The sequence below is a fragment of the Nocardioides sp. genome (genome assembly GCF_025964975.1).
GTDB lineage: Bacteria > Actinomycetota > Actinomycetes > Propionibacteriales > Nocardioidaceae > Nocardioides.
The window spans coordinates 1-16613 of the sequence record NZ_JAOPXV010000205.1 but is presented as its reverse complement, the minus strand read 5'-3'; the positions used below and the strand labels follow the sequence as shown (position 1 = coordinate 16613).

Here is a 16613-nt window from a genome sequence, read left to right as displayed (position 1 = left end):
GCTTCGTCCTGCCTGCGAAGGAGTCCGAACCCGCACCGGACCGGGCCCGCTCGGAGCGCTGACCACCCCCTCTCGTCGGGGGATATCCATGGACGTCATGGCTCGCGATCCGGTCGATCCGGAGCCGTCTCCCCCATGGATATCCCGCTTGGCCCCTAGTCGCGCCGATACATCACATGTGTGTCAGCGGCTGCATGGGTGAAACCGAGCCGGGAGTACGTCGACAGGGCGGCGTGGTTGTCGGCCTCGACGTACAACAGGATCTCCGAGACGCCGAGCCCGGCCAGGTGGTGCAGGCCCGCCAGCGTGAGCGCACGGCCGAGCCCGCGACCCTGGGCGGCGGGGTCGATCCCGACGACGTAGACCTCGCCGAGGTCGGGCGAGTGCTGCTTGGTCCAGTGGAAGCCCAGCATCCTCGGCCCCTCCGTCGCCACGAACAACCCAGCGGGGTCGAACCACGGCTCGGCCATGCGCGCCGCGAGGTCGCGCTCGTCCATCGCACCCTGCTCCGGGTGGTGGGCGAACGCCTCCGCGTTGACGCGCAGCAGCTCGGCAGCGTCCGCGTCGGTGTAGGAGCGGATCGCGAGGTCCGGCACGGGTGCCAGTGGCTCGGCCGTGGGACGCCGCATCACCCACAGGTCGCGGACCCGCTCGAAACCGCCCCGCGCAGCGAGCGTCGCTGCTGCTGGATGGTCTCCGTGCGACCAGGCCTGGGCCGGACCCTCGACGTCGTCGAGGAGACCGGCCCCGCGGCCCTGCCGGCGGTGGTCGGGGTGGACGACGAGATGGAGGTCCTCGCCCCGGGTCAACGCAAACGCCTCGCGGGTGACGACCGTGGCCCAACCCTCGTCCCCGGAGCGGAGGGAGCGCCATGTGGCCTCGTCGAGGGGGGCAGCGCCGTCAGCCCTCGCGGCAGCGGCGGCCACCGCTTCGACCAGGTCGAGGTTCACCGTCGTGGCCGGACGTGCAGGCCCACCTCGGGGTCGACGATAACCTCCTGCGCTGCCGGCATCCCGTCGACCGTCAGGGCGGCGTCCACCGGGACGTTGCGCTTGATCAGCGCCAACCCGATCGGGCCGAGCTCATAGTGACGCGCGGACGTGCCGACGAAGCCGATCGCCTTCTCCCCCAGGGTGATCTCCGAGCCGCGCACGGGCAGACGGTTCTCCGACCCGTCGAGGTGGAGCAACGTCAGCCGCCGGGGCGGACGACCGAGCGTGTGCACCCGGGCGACGGTCTCCTGCCCGCGGTAGCAGCCCTTGTCCAGGTGGACGGCCGGGCCGATCCAGCCGAGCTCGTTGGGGATCGAGCGGTGGTCCGTGTCGAGCCCGAGCCTCGGCTCGCCCCGCGCGATCCGCAGCGCCTCGAAGGCCCACGACCCCGCGGCCGGACCGGCGGCTTCGGCGTACGCCACGAGACGGCTCCGTGGCACGAGGTCGTACGTCGCAGGGCGCTCGCCGCTCGACGGGCGCCATGCCACGGCGAGCTCGGGGGTCTGCAGCGTGACCTCGACCCGCATCATGAAGCGCATCCGGTCCAGGAAGTCGACCAGCGGCTGACCGGCCCCCGGCTCCGTGTGCGCGACGAACGCGGTGCCGTCGTCGACACCGGCGAACGCGTGCTCGACGTGTCCCTGTGGGCTGAGCACGAGCGCCTCGGTCCAGACGCCGGGTGCGAGGCCCTCGAAGAACTGGGTCGTCAGGCTGTGCAGCCACGACAGGCGGTCCGGGCCCTCGACGCGGATGACGTCGCGGTGCGAGAGGTCGACGAAGCCCTCACCCGTCTCCAGCACGCGCTGCTCGCCGTTGAACGAGCCGTAGTGGGCGGCGACGGGCGCGTCGATGCCGTCGCCGGCCACCGCACCGGGGAGGTGGAGCAGGGGCGAGGTCATGGGGTTTCTCCTTCGAGGCACTCGAGGCAGCGACCGAAGACCGCGAGGTGACCGAGGTCGACCTCGAAGCCGTGCTCGCGACTCAGGGTGGCGACCAGCGCGGTCGCCACTTCGGGTTCAACACTGCGGACCCGCTGACACTTCCGGCAGACGAGGTGGATGTGCTCGGGCTCACGGGTGGAGTGGTAGGTCGGGGCCCGGTCGCTCAGGTGGGCGTGACGGACGAGGCCGAGCTCCTCGAGCACCTCCAGGGTGCGGTAGACCGTCGAGGCGTTGACCGCGCTGGCCTGCGCCCGGACGTGTGCCAGCACCTCGTCGGGAGTGGCGTGGTGGAGCTCCTCGACGGCACGGAGGATCAGCTGGCGCTGCGGCGTCAGCCGGTAGCCGCTGCCTCGCAGCTTGTCGGCGAGCTCGTCAGGCACGTCCTCAGACCCGCTTCAGTCGCGCCCAGGTGTGCGGCTGGAGCTCCTGGCCCGCGGCGGCCATGTCGTAGGCGTACATCAGGTCTCCCTCGACGTTGCCGTACATGCGCGAACCAGAGGTGACCTCCTTGGCCGTCTCGGTGAAGGCCACTCCCGCGGTGTGCATCTCGAGCCGGCCGCCTTCCGCTGCGCCGTACCAGACCTCGGCGAAGCCGGTGTTGTGCGCGAGGAGGAGCTCGACCTTGCCGGGCTCGGGACAGCGCAGGAACCCCGACTCCATCGCGGCGTCGCGGACGTGCTCGCCGTGCTCGTCCACGACCCAGGCGCGTGACATGTAGTGGAAGAAGGGTCGCCCGTCGTGGGTGAAGATGAGCTCCTGGCCGAACTGGAAACCCTCGATCGTCGGGTAGTCGCCGTGGCCGTTGCCACGCCACGTCCCCAGCAGCCAGGCCAGCGGGCCACAGTTGGGGTGGAGGTTCTCGGGGATCTCGAACGGCATGGCGCCGAGTCTAGGCGGGTCAAGGGCGTGTCCGTCCGGCACGCCTAGGCTGGGTCCATGCCTCGTTCTCTCGTCGTCAAGGTCACGTGCGGCTCGGAGGATGCGGAGCGCTGCAACCAGGCGTTCACCGTGTCGGCGGCCGCCGTCGCTGCCGGCGCGGAGGTGTCGCTGTGGCTCACCGGCGAGGCCGCCTGGTTCGGCGTTCCGGGGCGCGCCGAGGAGTTCGACCTCGCGCTCGCGCCCCCGCTGGCCGACCTGCTCGAAGCCGTCCTGGGCGGTGGCCGCGTCACGGTGTGCACCCAGTGCGCGGCCCGGCGCGGCATCGCGGAGAGCGACCTGCGCGAGGGGATCACGATCGCCGGGGCAGCGGTCTTCGCCGAGGAGATCCTGACCGTAGGCGCTCAGGCCCTCGTCTACTGAGCCGCCTTCGACACGGCCAACCCGGCCCGCAGCGCGTCCGCGATGTCCCCGACCGCCGCTCGAGCGGTCCCACCGACGCCCACCACATTGAAGAAGCTGTGGATCATTCCCGGGAATCGCACGAGCTCGACCCGGCAGCCTGCGTCCCGCATGCGCTCGGCGTAGGCCTCGCCCTCGTCCCGCAACGGGTCGAAGCCGGCTGTGGCGACGTAGGCCGGGGCCAGTCCCGACGGAAGCTCGGCGAAGAGCGGACTGACGCGGGGGTCGGTCCAGAGACCCCTGTCCTGCGTGTAGTTGTCGCGACCGATGTCCATGAACGTCTGACTCAGCATGAAGCCCTCGGCGAAGGTGCGGCGGCTCGGCATGCTGGCGGTCATGTCGGTACCGGGATAGACGAGGAGCTGGAAGGCGCACGGCCATCCCTGACGTGCCGCCTCGACGGCCACCACCGTCGCGAGGTTTCCCCCGGCACTGTCCCCGCCGACGGCCACCCGGTGCCGGTCGACCTGCCACTCGTCGGCGCGCTCGATGATGTCGGCATAGGCCTTGACGCAGTCGTCGTACGCCGCCGGGAACGGCGCCTCGGGCGCGAGCCGGTAGTCCACCGCGATCACCCGGACGCCGGCCCGCTCGGCGAGGAACCGGCACACCGCGTCGTGGGAGTCCAGGTCGCCGTACACCCAGGCACCGCCGTGGAAGAAGACGAGCAGCGGGCTGGCCGGCCCCACCCCGGACGGCTCGTAGAACCTCGCCGGCAGGCCGGCGACGATGACCTCGTGGACGGCGCCGATGGGCTGACGACCGCCGACGATGGCCGACTGCTTGAGGACTGCCAGCCTGCCCTCGGGGATCGGCAGGGACTCGATCGCCGGCTCGCGGGCGACCCGCTGCAGACGCAGGAGGAGCTGGGTCTCGGTGGCCAGCCGTTGGCCGTCGATCTCCACCGGAGGGCCGGCCAGCAGCCGTTGCATCCGCTCGGGCAGGGCCAGTGCACCCGCGACGGTCAGGCCTTGGAGGCGATCCACGATGCTCACGTCCAGCAACCTAGTGGCCCCCGACCTCACGGACATCTCCGGTTCACCATCCGGTGACAGACTGGCTCCATGCCCGACGCGTCCTCAGCCAGCACCACCCTTCCGAGCACGCTCGGGGCGTCCGTGGAGGACGGTCCGCACGCGGAGCCGTTCGCGCACCCGAGCGACATCTTCGACGTCGAGCCCCCCTACGTCCCCGACGCTGCGGAGATCGCCGCCGTCGAGAAGTTCGAGGACCGGTTCCTCGACCGGGAGCTGTCCTGGCTGCACTTCAACCAGCGGGTGCTGGAGCTCGCCGAGGACCACTCGTTGCCGCTGCTGGAGCGCGCGCGGTTCCTGGCGATCTTCGCCAGCAACCTGGACGAGTTCTTCATGGTCCGCGTGGCGGGCATCAAGCGCCGGATCGCAGCGGGCGTCGCCGTACGCGCCGCGAGCGGACTGCTCCCGCGCCAGCAGCTCGACCAGCTGTGGGCCGACAGCCGCGACCTCATGCAGCGCCATGCTCGCGTCTTCAGCGAGCAGGTGATCCCCGAGCTGCGCGACGAAGGCATCGAGATCGTCCGCTGGGCCGAGCTGGACCGCGACGAGCAGAAGGTGTGCAAGAAGCTCTTCAAGGAACGCATCTTCCCGGTGCTCACGCCCCTCGCGGTCTACCCGGCACACCCGTTCCCCTACATCTCCGGCCTCTCCCTCAACCTCGCGGTGGTGGTGCGCCACCCCAAGACCAGGACCGAGCACTTCGCCCGGGTCAAGGTGCCGCCGATCTTCAGCCGGTTCGTGTCGGTCGGCAACCAGCGCTTCGTGCCGCTCGAGGACGTCATCGGCGAGCACCTCAAGAAGCTCTTCCCGGGCATGGAGGTGTTGCAGGCCCACACCTTCCGGGTCACCCGCAACGAGGACCTGGAGGTGGAGGAGGACGATGCCGAGAACCTCCTCAAGGCCCTTGAGAAGGAGCTCCTGCGACGCAAGTTCGGTCCCCCTGTGCGACTAGAGGTCGAGGAGTCGATCGACGAGAAGATGCTGGACCTGCTGATCTCCGAGCTCGGCGTCAACCGGGGGGAGGTGTCCCGGCTTCCCGGTCCGCTCGACCTGCGTGGTCTGCACTCGATCGCCGACCTGCCGCGCGACGACTTGAAGTACCCCGCTTTCGTGCCCTCCACCCACGCCCACCTGGCCGAGGTCGAGACGTCCAAGCCCGTCGATGTCTTCGAGTCCGTACGCCGCAACGACGTGCTGCTGCACCACCCCTACGACTCGTTCGCCACGTCGGTCCAGCGCTTCCTCGAGCAGGCCGCCGCCGACCCGCACGTGCTGGCCATCAAGCAGACCCTCTACCGCACCTCCGGCGACAGCCCGATAATCGACGCCCTCATCGATGCAGCCGAGGCCGGCAAGCAGGTGCTGGTGATCGTCGAGATCAAGGCGCGCTTCGACGAGCAGGCCAACATCCGGTGGGCCCGCAAGCTCGAGCATGCCGGCTGTCACGTGGTGTACGGCCTGGTGGGACTCAAGACCCACTGCAAGCTCTCGCTGGTCGTCCGTGACGAGCCGGACGGCATCCGCCGCTACACCCACATCGGGACCGGCAACTACAACCCCAAGACCGCCCGCCTCTACGAGGACCTCGGACTCCTCACCGCCGACCCGGCCGTGGGCGAGGACGTCGCGCACCTGTTCAACAACCTCTCGGGGATCAGTCGCAACACGACGTACGACGGACTCCTGGTCGCCCCCGACAGCGTCCGCGACGGGTTGATCGCCCAGATCCATGCCGAGGTCGCCAACCACCAGGCCGGGCGGCCGTCGGGGATCCGGATCAAGGCCAACTCGATCGTCGACGAGGCGATCATCGACGCTCTCTACCTCGCCTCCCAGGCGGGTGTGCCCGTCAATCTCCTCATCCGGGGCATCTGTGCGCTCCGTCCGGGGGTCCCGGGACTCTCCGAGACCATCAAGGTGCGGTCCATCCTCGGGCGGTTCCTGGAGCACAGCCGCGTGTTCTGGTTCGTCAACGACGACGCCCCGCTGGCCTGGATCGGCTCCGCGGACGTGATGCACCGCAACCTCGACCGTCGTGTCGAGGTGCTCGTGCGCCTGCCTGAGGGCCCCAACGTCGCGGCCATCGGGGAGCTCCTCGACCTCGCCTTCGAGCCCAGCACCAGCGCCTGGACCCTCGACACCACGGGTGAGTGGCGCCTCAACGAGGGTGATGTACACCTGCAGGAGCGGCTGATCGAGCAGCAGCGCAGGCGCCGCTGAGGGACCATCCGGTCGGACCGGGTGCCGCTCGGTTGCGGACTGGAGGCGCCGACCCCCTAGCATGTGCATCGTTCACGTCCCCCTCGTTCGGAGTTCGCCGTGCGTTTGAAGTTCCGGCCCGTCGACGCCTCTTTCTACGACCTGTTCAGCGAGTCCGCCTCGCACCTGGTCGTGGGCGCCCAGCTTCTCGCCGAGATGCTCGGTGACGGCAACGACCGCGAGGGGATCGCATCGCGCATGCGTGATGCCGAGCACGCAGCCGACGAGACGACCCATGCGATCGTCAAGCGGGTCAACAGCACCTTCGTGACGCCCTTCGACCGCGAGGACATCTACGCCCTCGCGTCCGCCCTGGACGACGTCATGGACGAGATGGACGAGGCCGTCGACCTCGTCCTGCTCTACGGCGTCACCACCCTGCCGACCGAGACCTCCGAGCAGGTCGAGGTGCTCCAGCGCTGCGCCGAGCTCACCGCCGAGGCCATGCCGGGCCTGGCGACGATGAGCTCGCTGGACGAGTACTGGATCGAGATCAACCGGCTCGAGAACGCCGGTGACCGCAGCTACCGCCGGATCCTGGCCAACCTCTTCGCCGGCGACTACGAGGCCATCGAGGTCATCAAGCTCAAGGACATCGTGGAGTCCCTCGAAAGCGCCATCGACGCCTTCGAGAAGGTCGCGAACATCCTGGAGCAGATCGCCGTCAAGGAGTCCTGACACCCGATGGAACTCGCGATCATCATCGCGGTCGTCGTCGTTGCCCTGGTGTTCGACTACACCAACGGGTTCCACGACGCGGCCAACGCCATCGCCACCTCGGTCTCCACCGGCGCCCTGACTCCGCGCGTCGCACTCGGTATGGCGGCGGTGATGAACTTCGTCGGCGCCTTCCTCGGGCAGAAGATCGCCCACACCGTCTCCGACACCATCGACCCGGGCAGCGGTAGCCACGGTCTGGTGATCGTGATGGCGGGTCTCATCGGCGCCATCACCTGGAACCTCATCACCTGGTACTACGGCCTTCCCTCCTCCTCCTCGCACGCCCTGATCGGCGGCCTGGTCGGAGCGGCCCTCGCCGCTGGTGCGACCGCCAACTGGGCAGTCGTCGTCGAGAAGGTCGTCATCCCGATGCTGCTCTCGCCGCTGGTGGCCTTCAGCCTCGGCTTCGGCGCGATGGTGGCCATCATGTGGATCTTCCGCAACGCCAACCCGTCGAGGGCCAACCGGGGCTTCAAGATCGCCCAGACCATCTCCGCCGGCGCCATGGCCCTGGGCCACGGTCTCCAGGACGCGCAGAAGACGATGGGCGTGATCTTCCTGGCCCTGCTCACGGGCGGGTACGTCGTCGAGTCGGACGGTCTCCCGCTGTGGGTCATCCTCGCCGCAGCCACCGCCATCTCCCTGGGCACCTGGTCCGGCGGATGGCGCATCATGCGGACCCTCGGTCGCCGGATCATCCACCTCGACCCACCCCGCGGCTTCGCTGCCGAGTCGGTCGCCGCGTCGGTGCTCTACACGACGGCGTACGTCTTCGAGGCCCCGATCTCGACCACCCACACCATCACCTCCGCGGTGATGGGTGTGGGCGCCACCAAGCGACTCTCCGCCGTGCGGTGGGGCGTCGCCAAGTCGATCCTCACCGCGTGGGTGCTGACCTTCCCCGCTGCCGGCCTGGCTGCGGCCCTCACCTACTGGTTCGCCGCCCTGTTCCTGCCCTGAGGCCACGCCCCTCGTAGCCTCTCCGTGGGTCGTCACGCCGCCGTACGCCGCCAGTTGAGGGCCACCCGCTGCTGAGCCAGTGTCAGCGCCCTCCGCCGCGACACCGTGGACGTGTCGATCCACCCACGACGGCTGCTCGATGGTCCACAGCCGCTCGCTCACCGGTAGCCGGGCAGCGCGAGGGTACGCGTCGTGAAGGCGTTGGATGAAGGCGTCGGGCGCGAACCGATCGGCCGCGACCATGGTGACGGGTTCGAGTCCCAAGCGGCGTACGACGCCTTCGCGACCCACGTCGGTCGCGTGTTGGGCCCGCAGGAGGTGTACGTCGCCGAGGTACTCACCGCATACTCCACTCGCGGGATCCAACTGGTCCGGGGTGGCGACGTGGCGCCCGTGACGGTCGAAGACCGGCACGTTGAACACCGGCGCTGGACGCCCACCCGACGTCACCCAGTGGTGGAACATCTCCGGCGCCATCGGCGCGGCACAGCCAGCTTGGTAGAGCCATCGGCGTCCAATCCGTTGAACCAGACGCCGCCCAGCCAACGCAGGCCGGCCCAGCCCGTCACCCCGCCCCAGCCACGGAGCAGCGCGGCCCGCTCCACGATGCGCTGTTCCGGGGTGTCGTCCACGTCGCCAAGGACATACAGTCCGAAGCTGGACTTGCGCCAGCGCTTGCCCCGCGCCTCGGCGCGAGTAGGCCCGGCGATGCCGAGGGGATCGATCGGCACGGGCCAGACCAAAGGGGGTCGCAGACCCTCCCGGGGACCGATTCCCCTCGCTGCGGGCGCGCCTGCGCCATACCCCGTCGAGGACACAGCTCGAGGATCACCGACAACCGCGGGTCCCGCGTGAGCTGTCCACAGGTACGGCGCGAACGGTCATGTAGACCGGATACCCACAGGCTGGTGGCGGCTAGGGGCATCGTGCAGGGGATATCCATGGACGAGGCGGCTCAGTCCCCCGCCGATTCAGCACCATCCTGTCCATAGATATCGACCGGTGCGTGCACGAGGACGTCCGCGCGTCACCGCGCCGCGCCCTGTTCCTGCCGTGACCTCCCAGCCCCGTGATGTCGGGAGGCCAGGCACATCAGCCGAAGCGTCCCGAGATGTAGTCCTCGGTCCGCTTGTCGGAGGGGTTGGAGAAGATCTTCGTCGTGAGGTCGAACTCGACCAACAGCCCCGTGCGGTTGCCCGTGGTCTCGTCGGGGCGGGCGGTGAAGAAGGCCGTCCGGTCCGAGACCCGGGCCGCCTGCTGCATGTTGTGCGTGACCACGATGATCGTGTAGTCGTCCCGCAGCGTCATCATCAGGTCCTCGACGCGGGCCGTGGCGATCGGGTCGAGCGCCGAGCACGGCTCGTCCATCAAGATGACGTCCGGCTTCGTCGCGATGGTGCGCGCGATGCAGAGCCGCTGTTGCTGGCCGCCCGAGAGTCCGTACGCCGACTGCTTGAGCTTGTCCTTGACCTCGTCCCACAAGGCGGCGCCGCGCAGTGCCTCCTCGACCAGGTCGTCCATGGTGTCGACCTTCATGCCAGTGACCCGGGGACCGTAGGCGATGTTGTCGTAGATGGACTTCGGGAAGGGGTTGGGCTTCTGGAACACCATGCCGATGTGCGTACGCACCGCGATCGGGTCGACGCCCTTCGCGTAGATGTCCTGGTCGTGGTAGAGCACCTGGCCCTCGACGCGCGCACTGGTGACGAGGTCGTTCATGCGGTTGAGGCACCGGAGCACGGTGGACTTGCCGCACCCGGAGGGGCCGATCATCGCGGTGATCTCGTTGCGGCCGTAGGGGAGGTTGACGTCGTGCACGGCGTGGAAGCCGCCGTAGAAGACGTTGAGGTCGCGCGCCTCCATCACGGGCGACTCGGGGACCACTGGAAGGTGCCGCTCGGCGCCACTGCTGACGTCGGCGAGGGACCCGAGGTGAGCGTTGGTCACGGGGGTGGCACCGGTCGTGGCGGTGGCAGGTGGGGTAGCCATATCGGAGGTCTCTTTCACCAGGATCGCTGGAACTTGTTGCGGATGAAGATGGCCAGGGCGTTCAGGCCGAGCACCATGACGAGCAGGACGATGATGGCGGCCGAGGCTGCCTGCCGAAGCTCCTCGCGCGACTGCGATGTCAGCGAGTAGATCTGCATGGGGAGCGCAGTGATCTGGCTGAGCATGCCCGCCGGGTCGAAGGTCACCGAGCTGGCAAGGCCGACCACCACGAGCGGAGCGGCCTCCCCGATCGCCCGCGAGAGCCCCAGGATGGTGCCGGTGGCGATGCCGGGGATGGCTGATGGCAGGGTCTGCTTCCACGTCGTCTGCCATACCGTCGCGCCCAGGGCGAGGGATCCATCCCTCATCTCGCGCGGCACGGCACGTACTGCCTCGCGCGTGGTGATGATGATGACCGGGAGGATCAGGAGGGCGAGGGCGAGGGCTCCGCCGAGCACGATCCCGGTCCGGTCGAACCCGAGGAGGGCCATGACGGCGACGGCCAGCAGACCGTAGACGATCGAGGGCACGGCGGCGAGATTCTGGAGGTTGACCTCGACGAAGCGGTTCCACGGTCGGTCGGAGTCGGCGAACTCCTGCAGGTAGAGCGCCGCGGCGATGCCCAGCGGCACGGCCAGGAGCGCCGTGAAGAGCATCAGCCAGAGGCTGCCGAGGATGCCGGCCCGGAAGCCTGCCGTCTCGGGCCGCACCACGGAGGTGTAGTTGGTGAGGAGCTCGCCGTCGAACCGGGGAGCACCCTTGATCACCGTGCTCACGATCAGCGCGAGGAGGACGACGACACCGAAGAAGAGCGAGAACCACAACAGGCCCAGGAACACCATCGATCCCACGCCGCGGTCCTTGCTCCTGCCGGTGGCGAGGCGCTCTGTGACCTCGCGAGCAGTGGTGGCAGCGATGCTCATCAGTAGGCCTGCCTGAATCGTCGGACGATGCTGATGCTGATGACGTTCAGCGTCAGGGTGAGGAGGAAGAGCAGCAGGCCCACCGCGAAGAGGTTGTTGTAGTCGAGCGACCCGACGGGGTTCTCGCCCCCCGCGGTCTGCGCCATGAAGCCGGTCATGGTCTGCGCTCCCTCGCGCGGGTCGGCCGTCAGGCGCTTCTGTGCCCCCGCGGCGAGGGCCACGATCATGGTCTCGCCGATGGCGCGCGACATGCCCAGGACCACGGCGGCCGCAACCCCGGAGATCGCCGCCGGGACGACCACCCGCAGCGTGGTCTGCATGCGGTTGGCACCCATCGCGAAGGACCCCTGCCGCATCGCCTGCGGGACGGCGCTGAACGAGTCCTCGGCGAGCGAGGCGATCGTCGGGATGATCATCACGCCCAGCACCAGTCCGGCGGCCAGCATGTTGGTGAAGCCCACGTCGATGCTGAGGAGCCCCTGCAGCAAGTGAGGGGTCACGAAGGTGAGCGCGAAGAAGCCGTAGACGACCGATGGCACCCCGGCCAGGAGCTCCACCGTGGGCTTGAGGTACTTGCGCGCCCTCTTGGAGGCGTACTCCGAGAGGTACATCGCTGCGCCGAGCCCGAGCGGCACGGCGACGAGCAGTGCGATCACCGTGACCATCAGGGTGGCAGCCACGAGGGGAAGCACTGCGAAGCGACCCTCGGTCGCGAAGAAGTCACCGAACGGCACCTCGGCGAAGAAGTCGATCACCGGTCGGATGAGTGCCGCAATGATGCCGAAGGTGATCGCGGTCGAGATCATCGCCGACCCGAAGAGGACGGCCTTGATGACCGACTCGCCGGGACGGCGCTTCCTCCCCAGCTGGGGAACGGCCGGCAGGCCCGTCTGCGACGGGCCTGCCGGGTTCATGGTTGCTGCGCTCATGTGAGTGCGGCTACTTCCTTCTCGCTCAGGAGATCAGCCCGACAAACCTTCGAGGGCGGACTGGGTCTCGCCGTACAGGTCATCGCTCAGCGGGATGAACTGGCCGACCTCGGCGATCTCCTCGAGGTTCTCGATGTAGTAGTCGACGTAGGCCTTCGTGGCCTCGTTGTCGTTGTACTTCGCGTTGTTGAGGTAGATGAAGAGCGGGCGGGCGAGCGGGGTGTACTCACCGGCCTGCGCGGTGTCGGCGGAGGGCTCGACGCAGCCGTTGCCGGAGTCGATCCCGAGCGCCTTGAGTGAGTCCGAGTTCTCCTCGTAGTAGGTGTAGCCGAAGTAGCCGGTCGCACCCTCGGTGCCCGCGACGCCCTGGACCAGGACGTTGTCGTCCTCAGAGGCCTCGTAGTCGGAGCGGGTGGCGGGCTCCTCGGCGTCGGGGTCGATGACCTCGGCCGCCATGTAGTCGTAGGTGCCGGAGTCGGTGCCCGGACCGAACAGCGAGATCTCCTCGTCAGGGAAGCTCGGGTCGAGCTCGTTCCAGTTGGCGACCTCCGAGTCCGGTGCCCACAGCTGGACCAGCTGGTCGACGGTGAGGCAGTCGACGTCGAGGTCCGGGTGCACCACGACGGTGAGGGCGTCGGTGGCGACCTGGAGCTCGGTGTACTCGACGCCGGCCTTCTCGCAGGCGGCGACCTCGTCCTCCTCGATCGGGCGGGAGGCGTCGGAGACGTCGGTCTGGTCGGCGCAGAAAGCTTCGAACCCACCACCGGTGCCGGCCTCGCCCACGGTCACCTCCACGTCGGGGTTCTCCTCGTTGAGCAGCTCCCCGGCGGCGACGCTCATCGGGTAGACGGTGGAGGAACCGTCGACAGCGACGCTGCCGCTGGCGGAGGTGTCGGCGCCTGAACCGGTGTCGCTCCCGGCCTCCGCACCGCCACAGGCGGCGAGGGCGAGAGCGAGGAGAGCTGCACCCGGGATGAGTGCCAAGCGGTGGGAAGTGCGGTTCACTTCGGAGCTCCTGAATATGTCTAGGTGTTGCTGACAGCCAGGAAGTTAGGGCCGCGAAGTGACCTGTCGAGTCGGCCTCGGTGAACGAACGGTGAACTCGAACGGGCCGATCGACGTCGGTGCCCCGTGGCTGGGGCTCAGGGGCTGATGCGCTCCACCGACACGACCGCCCCCTTGCGGTGGTGCACCACGAGCATCTCGGCAGGCTCGAGCCCGGGATCAGTGATGGCGAGCCGCTCGGCAACAGCGGGGATGACTGTGCGGTGCGCGCACACTACGGAGCTGGTGCCGCTGCTGAGCAACGTCCCGAGAAGGCGCTCGATCGCCGCGGCGTCATGCCCCTCCTCGCTGAGTTCGTCGTAGGAGCGCAGCGGCCAGCCGGTGACATGGACGTACGGCGTCACGGTAGCCACACAGCGCACGCTGGAGGAGGAGTGGATCTCGGCGACGTCGAACGCGGCCAGGACCGGCACCAGTCGCTCCGCCTCGGCCTGTCCGTGGTCGAGGAGGGGGCGACGCCGGTCGTCCAGCTGCCAGGAACGTCGGGGGAGCGCGTGGGCGTGTCGGAGCACGACCAGCGCCCGCGTGCGTCGGCGCAGAGGACGCGCCTGCTTCAAGGTGTCCCGGTCGTAGTCGTAGGTCAGGCGCGGCACTGCCTCGGCCCACGGGACCCAGGCGACGTCGTCGATCTCGTCGTTGGCGACGTAGCCGGACACGTCGTCGTCCCCGCGGGCACGGGCGACCCAGTAGTCGACCCGCTTCATCCGGCCCCGGCCCATGTCGTAGCGCTGGGGCGCGAGCGCGGGTCCCAGTCGGATGTCGAGCCCGGTCTCCTCGGCGACCTCACGGACGGCGGCCGTGGTCGCGTGCTCATCCGGCTCGAGCTTGCCCTTGGGGAAGGACCAGTCGTCGTAGCGGGGGCGGTGCACGAGCAGCACCTCGTCCCCCTTGCGGGTCACGACGGCTCCAGCAGCGCGGACGTCCGGGCCTGGCATGGGCGTTAGTCTCACACCACCAACCGCGCCGTGAGGAGTCCCCCCGTGCTTCGTCGTCTCCCCCGGGGTGTCGTCGTCGCGCTGGCCGTCTGCCTCGCCCTGGCGGTCGTCATCGCCACGGTCGTGGCAGTGAGGTGGTGGCGCGAGGGCCCACGTACCGACCTGGCCCGCGCGGTCTCCCTCGCCCCGGCGTCCACCGAACGGTTGTCCTGGACGGACTGGCGCGCAGTACGCCGCGAGGTCGAGGCCGACCTCGGGACCAGCCCCAGCGTCGACGCCGTCACGGAGCTCCTCGACGACGCCTTCAGCCGTGACCTGTCGACGTCATCAGCCTTGGCCGAGTCGAGTCCCACCCTGCAGGCGGAGTTCGGGTTCTCTCCCGCCACGATCGACTGGGAGCTGTTCGCCCAGGGCCCCGAGGGGGCCGTCGAGATCCTCGGCTTCCCCGACGAGACGGACTTCGACGCGATCGGCGAGACGCTGACGTCCTTGGGCTTCACCCGCGCCGACGGGGAGGAGGAGATCTGGGCGGGCGGCGCAGACGTGCTGGCGCGAGTCGGGCCCCAGCTCACTCCGCAGCTGCAGTTCTTCGCCCTGTTGCCCGACATGGGCGTCATCCTCACCTCGGACACCCTCGCCTACCTCGAGGACGCCGTGGCCGCGGCGACCGGTGCGGCCGACCACCTGACGTCGGTCTCACAGGTCGTGTCGGACCTGACGGCGCCCCTGACCGCCGCTGTGTACACCGGCTCCTACGCGTGCGAGGAGCTTGCAATGGCCTCAGCCGACGAGAGGGATCGCGCCCAGGCAGTCGAGCTCGTCCGCAGCGCCGGGGAGGTGCACCCACTGAGCGAGTTCGCGATGGCTGCCCACCCAGACGGTCACATCAGCGTGACGATGGCCTTCGAGTCCGACGAGGTCGCGCGCACCGACGCGGACACGCGGGCGACACTGGCCAGCGGTCCCGCCCCGGGACAGGGCGGCGACTTCGCCGACCGGTTCAGCGTGGACTCGGTGTCCGCTGAGGGACGGTTGGTGCGCATGCGCCTGGACCCGATCGAGGGCGAGTACGTCCTCTCGGACCTCACCAGCGGCCCACTGCTCTTTGCCACCTGCTGAGGGCCGGCGGCACGACAGACGCGTCAGCAGCCCGCGCCGGTCACTGCTCTCGCGGTCGCGGCAGCGGTGTCTCGTCGGCCGGGGGCGTGGGTGTGACACCGAGCAGTCGGTCGATCTCGTCCTGGTCGAGGTGATCGTCTGACTCGCTCGCAGCGATGATGAGCGTGGTGGTGAGCTCGACCTCGCCGAGCAGGTCGTCGTCCTTGAGGGTCACGTCGAACTGGTCGTGCATGGGCACACCTCCAGTCCGATTGACGTCAAGGACATACCTTGCCCCTTTGTACGCCGTTGAAACACCCTTCAGCCCTCATTTTGCCCGACGGGATCAAAAGATCATCCCAACGGCAACGAGGCCCCACCCAGATGGGTGAGGCCTCGGCTTGAAGTCGAGACAGGTGCTGTCCGGCTTCGGGTGAAATCAGATGGCGTGAACGTTCTCCGCCTGGGGACCCTTGGGACCCTGGGTGACGTCGAACTCAACCTTCTGGTTCTCGTCCAGCGACTTGTAGCCGTTGGACTGGATGGCGCTGTAGTGCACGAACACGTCGTCGCCGCCGTCCTCCTGCGCAATGAAGCCGAAACCCTTCTCGGCGTTGAACCACTTCACGGTGCCTTGTGCCATTGCTGTATTGCTCCTGTTATCGGGCGAAAGATCATCACTTCGACGATCCCGCATCAAGTGCGGTGACACGTCGCTCCGACTCACGGACTGGCAGGCCCGAAGAAGAAACGCCGTTGGATCACAAACTCCGCTGGCGTACCTGCTGGAACTTGCACCTGTTGCACGACACACACTAGCAACTACTTGTCCGATCGAGGTCTTCTTGGGGCACCCAATTGGGCGAGACCGCCGAAATCACGCTCCGGCGGCCCTGCGATCCCCGCCCCTCACCGGTAGAGCGACAGGGTCGCATCCTCGATGACCAAGAAGTACCCGTCGCTCGGTACGAGGTTGACCAGCCACTCGGACGACTCGGTGTCGACGGTCCAGCGGGGCTCCTCGGCGCCGTACGGAACGTAGCTGATGCTGTCGTCCCCCATGTCGTAGACGCCGGTGAGCGTCGCCTGAACGTTGCCGAGAGGGACGCTCCCGACCTCCTCGAAGTCTTCGTCGTAGATCACGCCCGCGTCCGTGGCCACGAAGTGGGGTTCGCCCTCGAACTCGATCGCCACCACGGCGAAGAACGAGTGCCGGTCGAGCGGCAGCGTCGCCACTTCGCCGTCCCGGTCGTAGACGGTGGTCTCCTGAGGGCTGTTCGCGCCGCCTTCGGACGATGAGGAGTCCGACATCGGGAAGGTGAACGCGAGGTCCGGCTCGATGCTGCCCACGCCACCCTCGTAGCCGGGGTCGTCACGCCACAGCTCGTCGCCGGTCTCCGAGTCGACGCCGACCACCTCGCTCCCGGGAC

At 68.7% G+C, this 16613-nt stretch carries 19 protein-coding genes; 5 read left to right on the top strand and 14 right to left on the bottom strand.

Annotated features, from left to right (window positions below):
• Nucleotides 1–155: 155 nt before the first annotated feature.
• From mshD to JWN68_RS16055, 4 genes are read right to left on the bottom strand one after another with little or no spacing between them, the layout of a single operon-like run.
• Nucleotides 156–950: a mycothiol synthase gene (gene mshD / locus JWN68_RS16070; RefSeq protein WP_297740724.1), complete on the bottom strand. Its 795-nt coding sequence runs from the start codon at nt 948–950 to the stop codon at nt 156–158.
• Nucleotides 947–1891 carry a folate-binding protein gene (locus tag JWN68_RS16065; protein ID WP_297740722.1) on the bottom strand — a complete coding sequence of 315 codons (945 nt, stop codon included), beginning with the start codon at nt 1889–1891 and terminating at the stop codon, nt 947–949. Before JWN68_RS16065 ends, mshD begins: the two co-directional genes overlap by 4 nt.
• Nucleotides 1888–2313 (bottom strand): transcriptional repressor, encoded by a 426-nt coding sequence (locus tag JWN68_RS16060; RefSeq protein ID WP_297740720.1) that lies wholly within the window; start codon nt 2311–2313, stop codon nt 1888–1890. Before JWN68_RS16060 ends, JWN68_RS16065 begins: the two co-directional genes overlap by 4 nt.
• A gap of 4 nt (nt 2314–2317) precedes the next feature.
• Nucleotides 2318–2812 (bottom strand): FABP family protein, encoded by a 495-nt coding sequence (locus JWN68_RS16055; RefSeq protein WP_297740718.1) that lies wholly within the window; start codon nt 2810–2812, stop codon nt 2318–2320.
• 57 nt (nt 2813–2869) lie between these two features.
• Here JWN68_RS16055 and JWN68_RS16050 point away from each other — a divergent pair, with 57 nt between their 5' ends.
• The gene (locus JWN68_RS16050) at nt 2870–3232 is read left to right on the top strand and encodes a DsrE family protein (RefSeq protein ID WP_297740716.1); all 363 of its coding nucleotides are present in this window, start codon (nt 2870–2872) and stop codon (nt 3230–3232) included.
• Here the strand turns inward: JWN68_RS16050 and JWN68_RS16045 are convergent.
• Nucleotides 3226–4266, bottom strand: coding sequence for an alpha/beta hydrolase (locus JWN68_RS16045; RefSeq protein WP_297740714.1), 1041 nt, complete (start codon nt 4264–4266; stop codon nt 3226–3228). The genes JWN68_RS16050 and JWN68_RS16045 overlap by 7 nt on opposite strands.
• Before the next feature lie 69 nt (nt 4267–4335).
• Here JWN68_RS16045 and JWN68_RS16040 point away from each other — a divergent pair, with 69 nt between their 5' ends.
• From JWN68_RS16040 to JWN68_RS16030, 3 genes are all read left to right on the top strand, one after another.
• Nucleotides 4336–6525, top strand: a complete 2190-nt coding sequence (locus JWN68_RS16040; protein WP_297740712.1) for an RNA degradosome polyphosphate kinase — start codon at nt 4336–4338, stop codon at nt 6523–6525.
• 99 nt (nt 6526–6624) lie between these two features.
• Nucleotides 6625–7242: a DUF47 family protein gene (locus tag JWN68_RS16035; RefSeq protein ID WP_297740710.1), complete on the top strand. Its 618-nt coding sequence runs from the start codon at nt 6625–6627 to the stop codon at nt 7240–7242.
• Nucleotides 7243–7248: 6 nt separating this feature from the next.
• Nucleotides 7249–8244: an inorganic phosphate transporter gene (locus JWN68_RS16030; RefSeq protein ID WP_297740708.1), complete on the top strand. Its 996-nt coding sequence runs from the start codon at nt 7249–7251 to the stop codon at nt 8242–8244.
• A gap of 446 nt (nt 8245–8690) precedes the next feature.
• Here the strand turns inward: JWN68_RS16030 and JWN68_RS16025 are convergent, their stop codons facing one another.
• From JWN68_RS16025 to JWN68_RS16000, 6 genes are all read right to left on the bottom strand, one after another.
• The gene (locus JWN68_RS16025) at nt 8691–8975 is read right to left on the bottom strand and encodes a hypothetical protein (RefSeq protein WP_297740706.1); all 285 of its coding nucleotides are present in this window, start codon (nt 8973–8975) and stop codon (nt 8691–8693) included.
• 361 nt (nt 8976–9336) lie between these two features.
• Nucleotides 9337–10107: a phosphate ABC transporter ATP-binding protein PstB gene (gene pstB / locus JWN68_RS16020; RefSeq protein ID WP_297740726.1), complete on the bottom strand. Its 771-nt coding sequence runs from the start codon at nt 10105–10107 to the stop codon at nt 9337–9339.
• Between the two features lie 140 nt (nt 10108–10247).
• Nucleotides 10248–11156: a phosphate ABC transporter permease PstA gene (gene pstA / locus JWN68_RS16015; protein ID WP_297740704.1), complete on the bottom strand. Its 909-nt coding sequence runs from the start codon at nt 11154–11156 to the stop codon at nt 10248–10250.
• Nucleotides 11156–12085, bottom strand: a complete 930-nt coding sequence (gene pstC, locus JWN68_RS16010) for a phosphate ABC transporter permease subunit PstC (RefSeq protein ID WP_297740702.1) — start codon at nt 12083–12085, stop codon at nt 11156–11158. The genes pstA and pstC overlap by 1 nt, the downstream gene beginning before the upstream one ends.
• 33 nt (nt 12086–12118) lie before the next feature.
• Entirely contained in the window at nt 12119–13090 is a 972-nt protein-coding gene (locus JWN68_RS16005) for a PstS family phosphate ABC transporter substrate-binding protein (RefSeq protein ID WP_297740700.1), read from the bottom strand.
• A 137-nt stretch (nt 13091–13227) separates the two neighbouring features.
• The gene (locus tag JWN68_RS16000; RefSeq protein WP_297740698.1) at nt 13228–14085 is read right to left on the bottom strand and encodes an NUDIX hydrolase; all 858 of its coding nucleotides are present in this window, start codon (nt 14083–14085) and stop codon (nt 13228–13230) included.
• A gap of 45 nt (nt 14086–14130) precedes the next feature.
• On the opposite strand from JWN68_RS16000, the gene JWN68_RS15995 reads away from it, so the two are divergent.
• Nucleotides 14131–15204 carry a hypothetical protein gene (locus JWN68_RS15995; RefSeq protein ID WP_297740696.1) on the top strand — a complete coding sequence of 358 codons (1074 nt, stop codon included), beginning with the start codon at nt 14131–14133 and terminating at the stop codon, nt 15202–15204.
• Nucleotides 15205–15244: 40 nt separating this feature from the next.
• On the opposite strand, the gene JWN68_RS15990 is transcribed toward JWN68_RS15995, so the two are convergent.
• The 3 genes from JWN68_RS15990 to JWN68_RS15980 all read right to left on the bottom strand — a co-directional run.
• Nucleotides 15245–15436: a hypothetical protein gene (locus JWN68_RS15990; RefSeq protein WP_297740695.1), complete on the bottom strand. Its 192-nt coding sequence runs from the start codon at nt 15434–15436 to the stop codon at nt 15245–15247.
• A 186-nt stretch (nt 15437–15622) separates the two neighbouring features.
• On the bottom strand, nt 15623–15826 hold the full coding sequence (locus tag JWN68_RS15985; RefSeq protein WP_297740693.1) for a cold-shock protein: 204 nt from the start codon (nt 15824–15826) through the stop codon (nt 15623–15625).
• A 266-nt stretch (nt 15827–16092) separates the two neighbouring features.
• Nucleotides 16093–16613 (bottom strand): hypothetical protein (locus JWN68_RS15980; protein WP_297740691.1); only part of this gene is annotated, 521 nt, incomplete at its 5' end.

Bases quoted from the DNA above. Each gene is read 5' to 3' on its own strand.
- JWN68_RS16065 (WP_297740722.1), bottom strand. From the start codon at position 1,891: ATGACCTCGCCCCTGCTCCACCTCCCCGGTGCGGTGGCCGGCGACGGC.
- JWN68_RS16055 (WP_297740718.1), bottom strand. From the start codon at position 2,812: ATGCCGTTCGAGATCCCCGAGAACCTCCACCCCAACTGTGGCCCGCTG.
- JWN68_RS16050 (WP_297740716.1), top strand. From the start codon at position 2,870: ATGCCTCGTTCTCTCGTCGTCAAGGTCACGTGCGGCTCGGAGGATGCG.
- JWN68_RS16040 (WP_297740712.1), top strand. From the start codon at position 4,336: ATGCCCGACGCGTCCTCAGCCAGCACCACCCTTCCGAGCACGCTCGGG.
- JWN68_RS16030 (WP_297740708.1), top strand. From the start codon at position 7,249: ATGGAACTCGCGATCATCATCGCGGTCGTCGTCGTTGCCCTGGTGTTC.
- pstB (WP_297740726.1), bottom strand. From the start codon at position 10,107: ATGGAGGCGCGCGACCTCAACGTCTTCTACGGCGGCTTCCACGCCGTG.
- pstA (WP_297740704.1), bottom strand. From the start codon at position 11,156: ATGAGCATCGCTGCCACCACTGCTCGCGAGGTCACAGAGCGCCTCGCC.
- pstC (WP_297740702.1), bottom strand. From the start codon at position 12,085: ATGAGCGCAGCAACCATGAACCCGGCAGGCCCGTCGCAGACGGGCCTG.
- JWN68_RS16000 (WP_297740698.1), bottom strand. From the start codon at position 14,085: ATGCCAGGCCCGGACGTCCGCGCTGCTGGAGCCGTCGTGACCCGCAAG.
- JWN68_RS15990 (WP_297740695.1), bottom strand. From the start codon at position 15,436: ATGCACGACCAGTTCGACGTGACCCTCAAGGACGACGACCTGCTCGGC.
- JWN68_RS15985 (WP_297740693.1), bottom strand. From the start codon at position 15,826: ATGGCACAAGGCACCGTGAAGTGGTTCAACGCCGAGAAGGGTTTCGGC.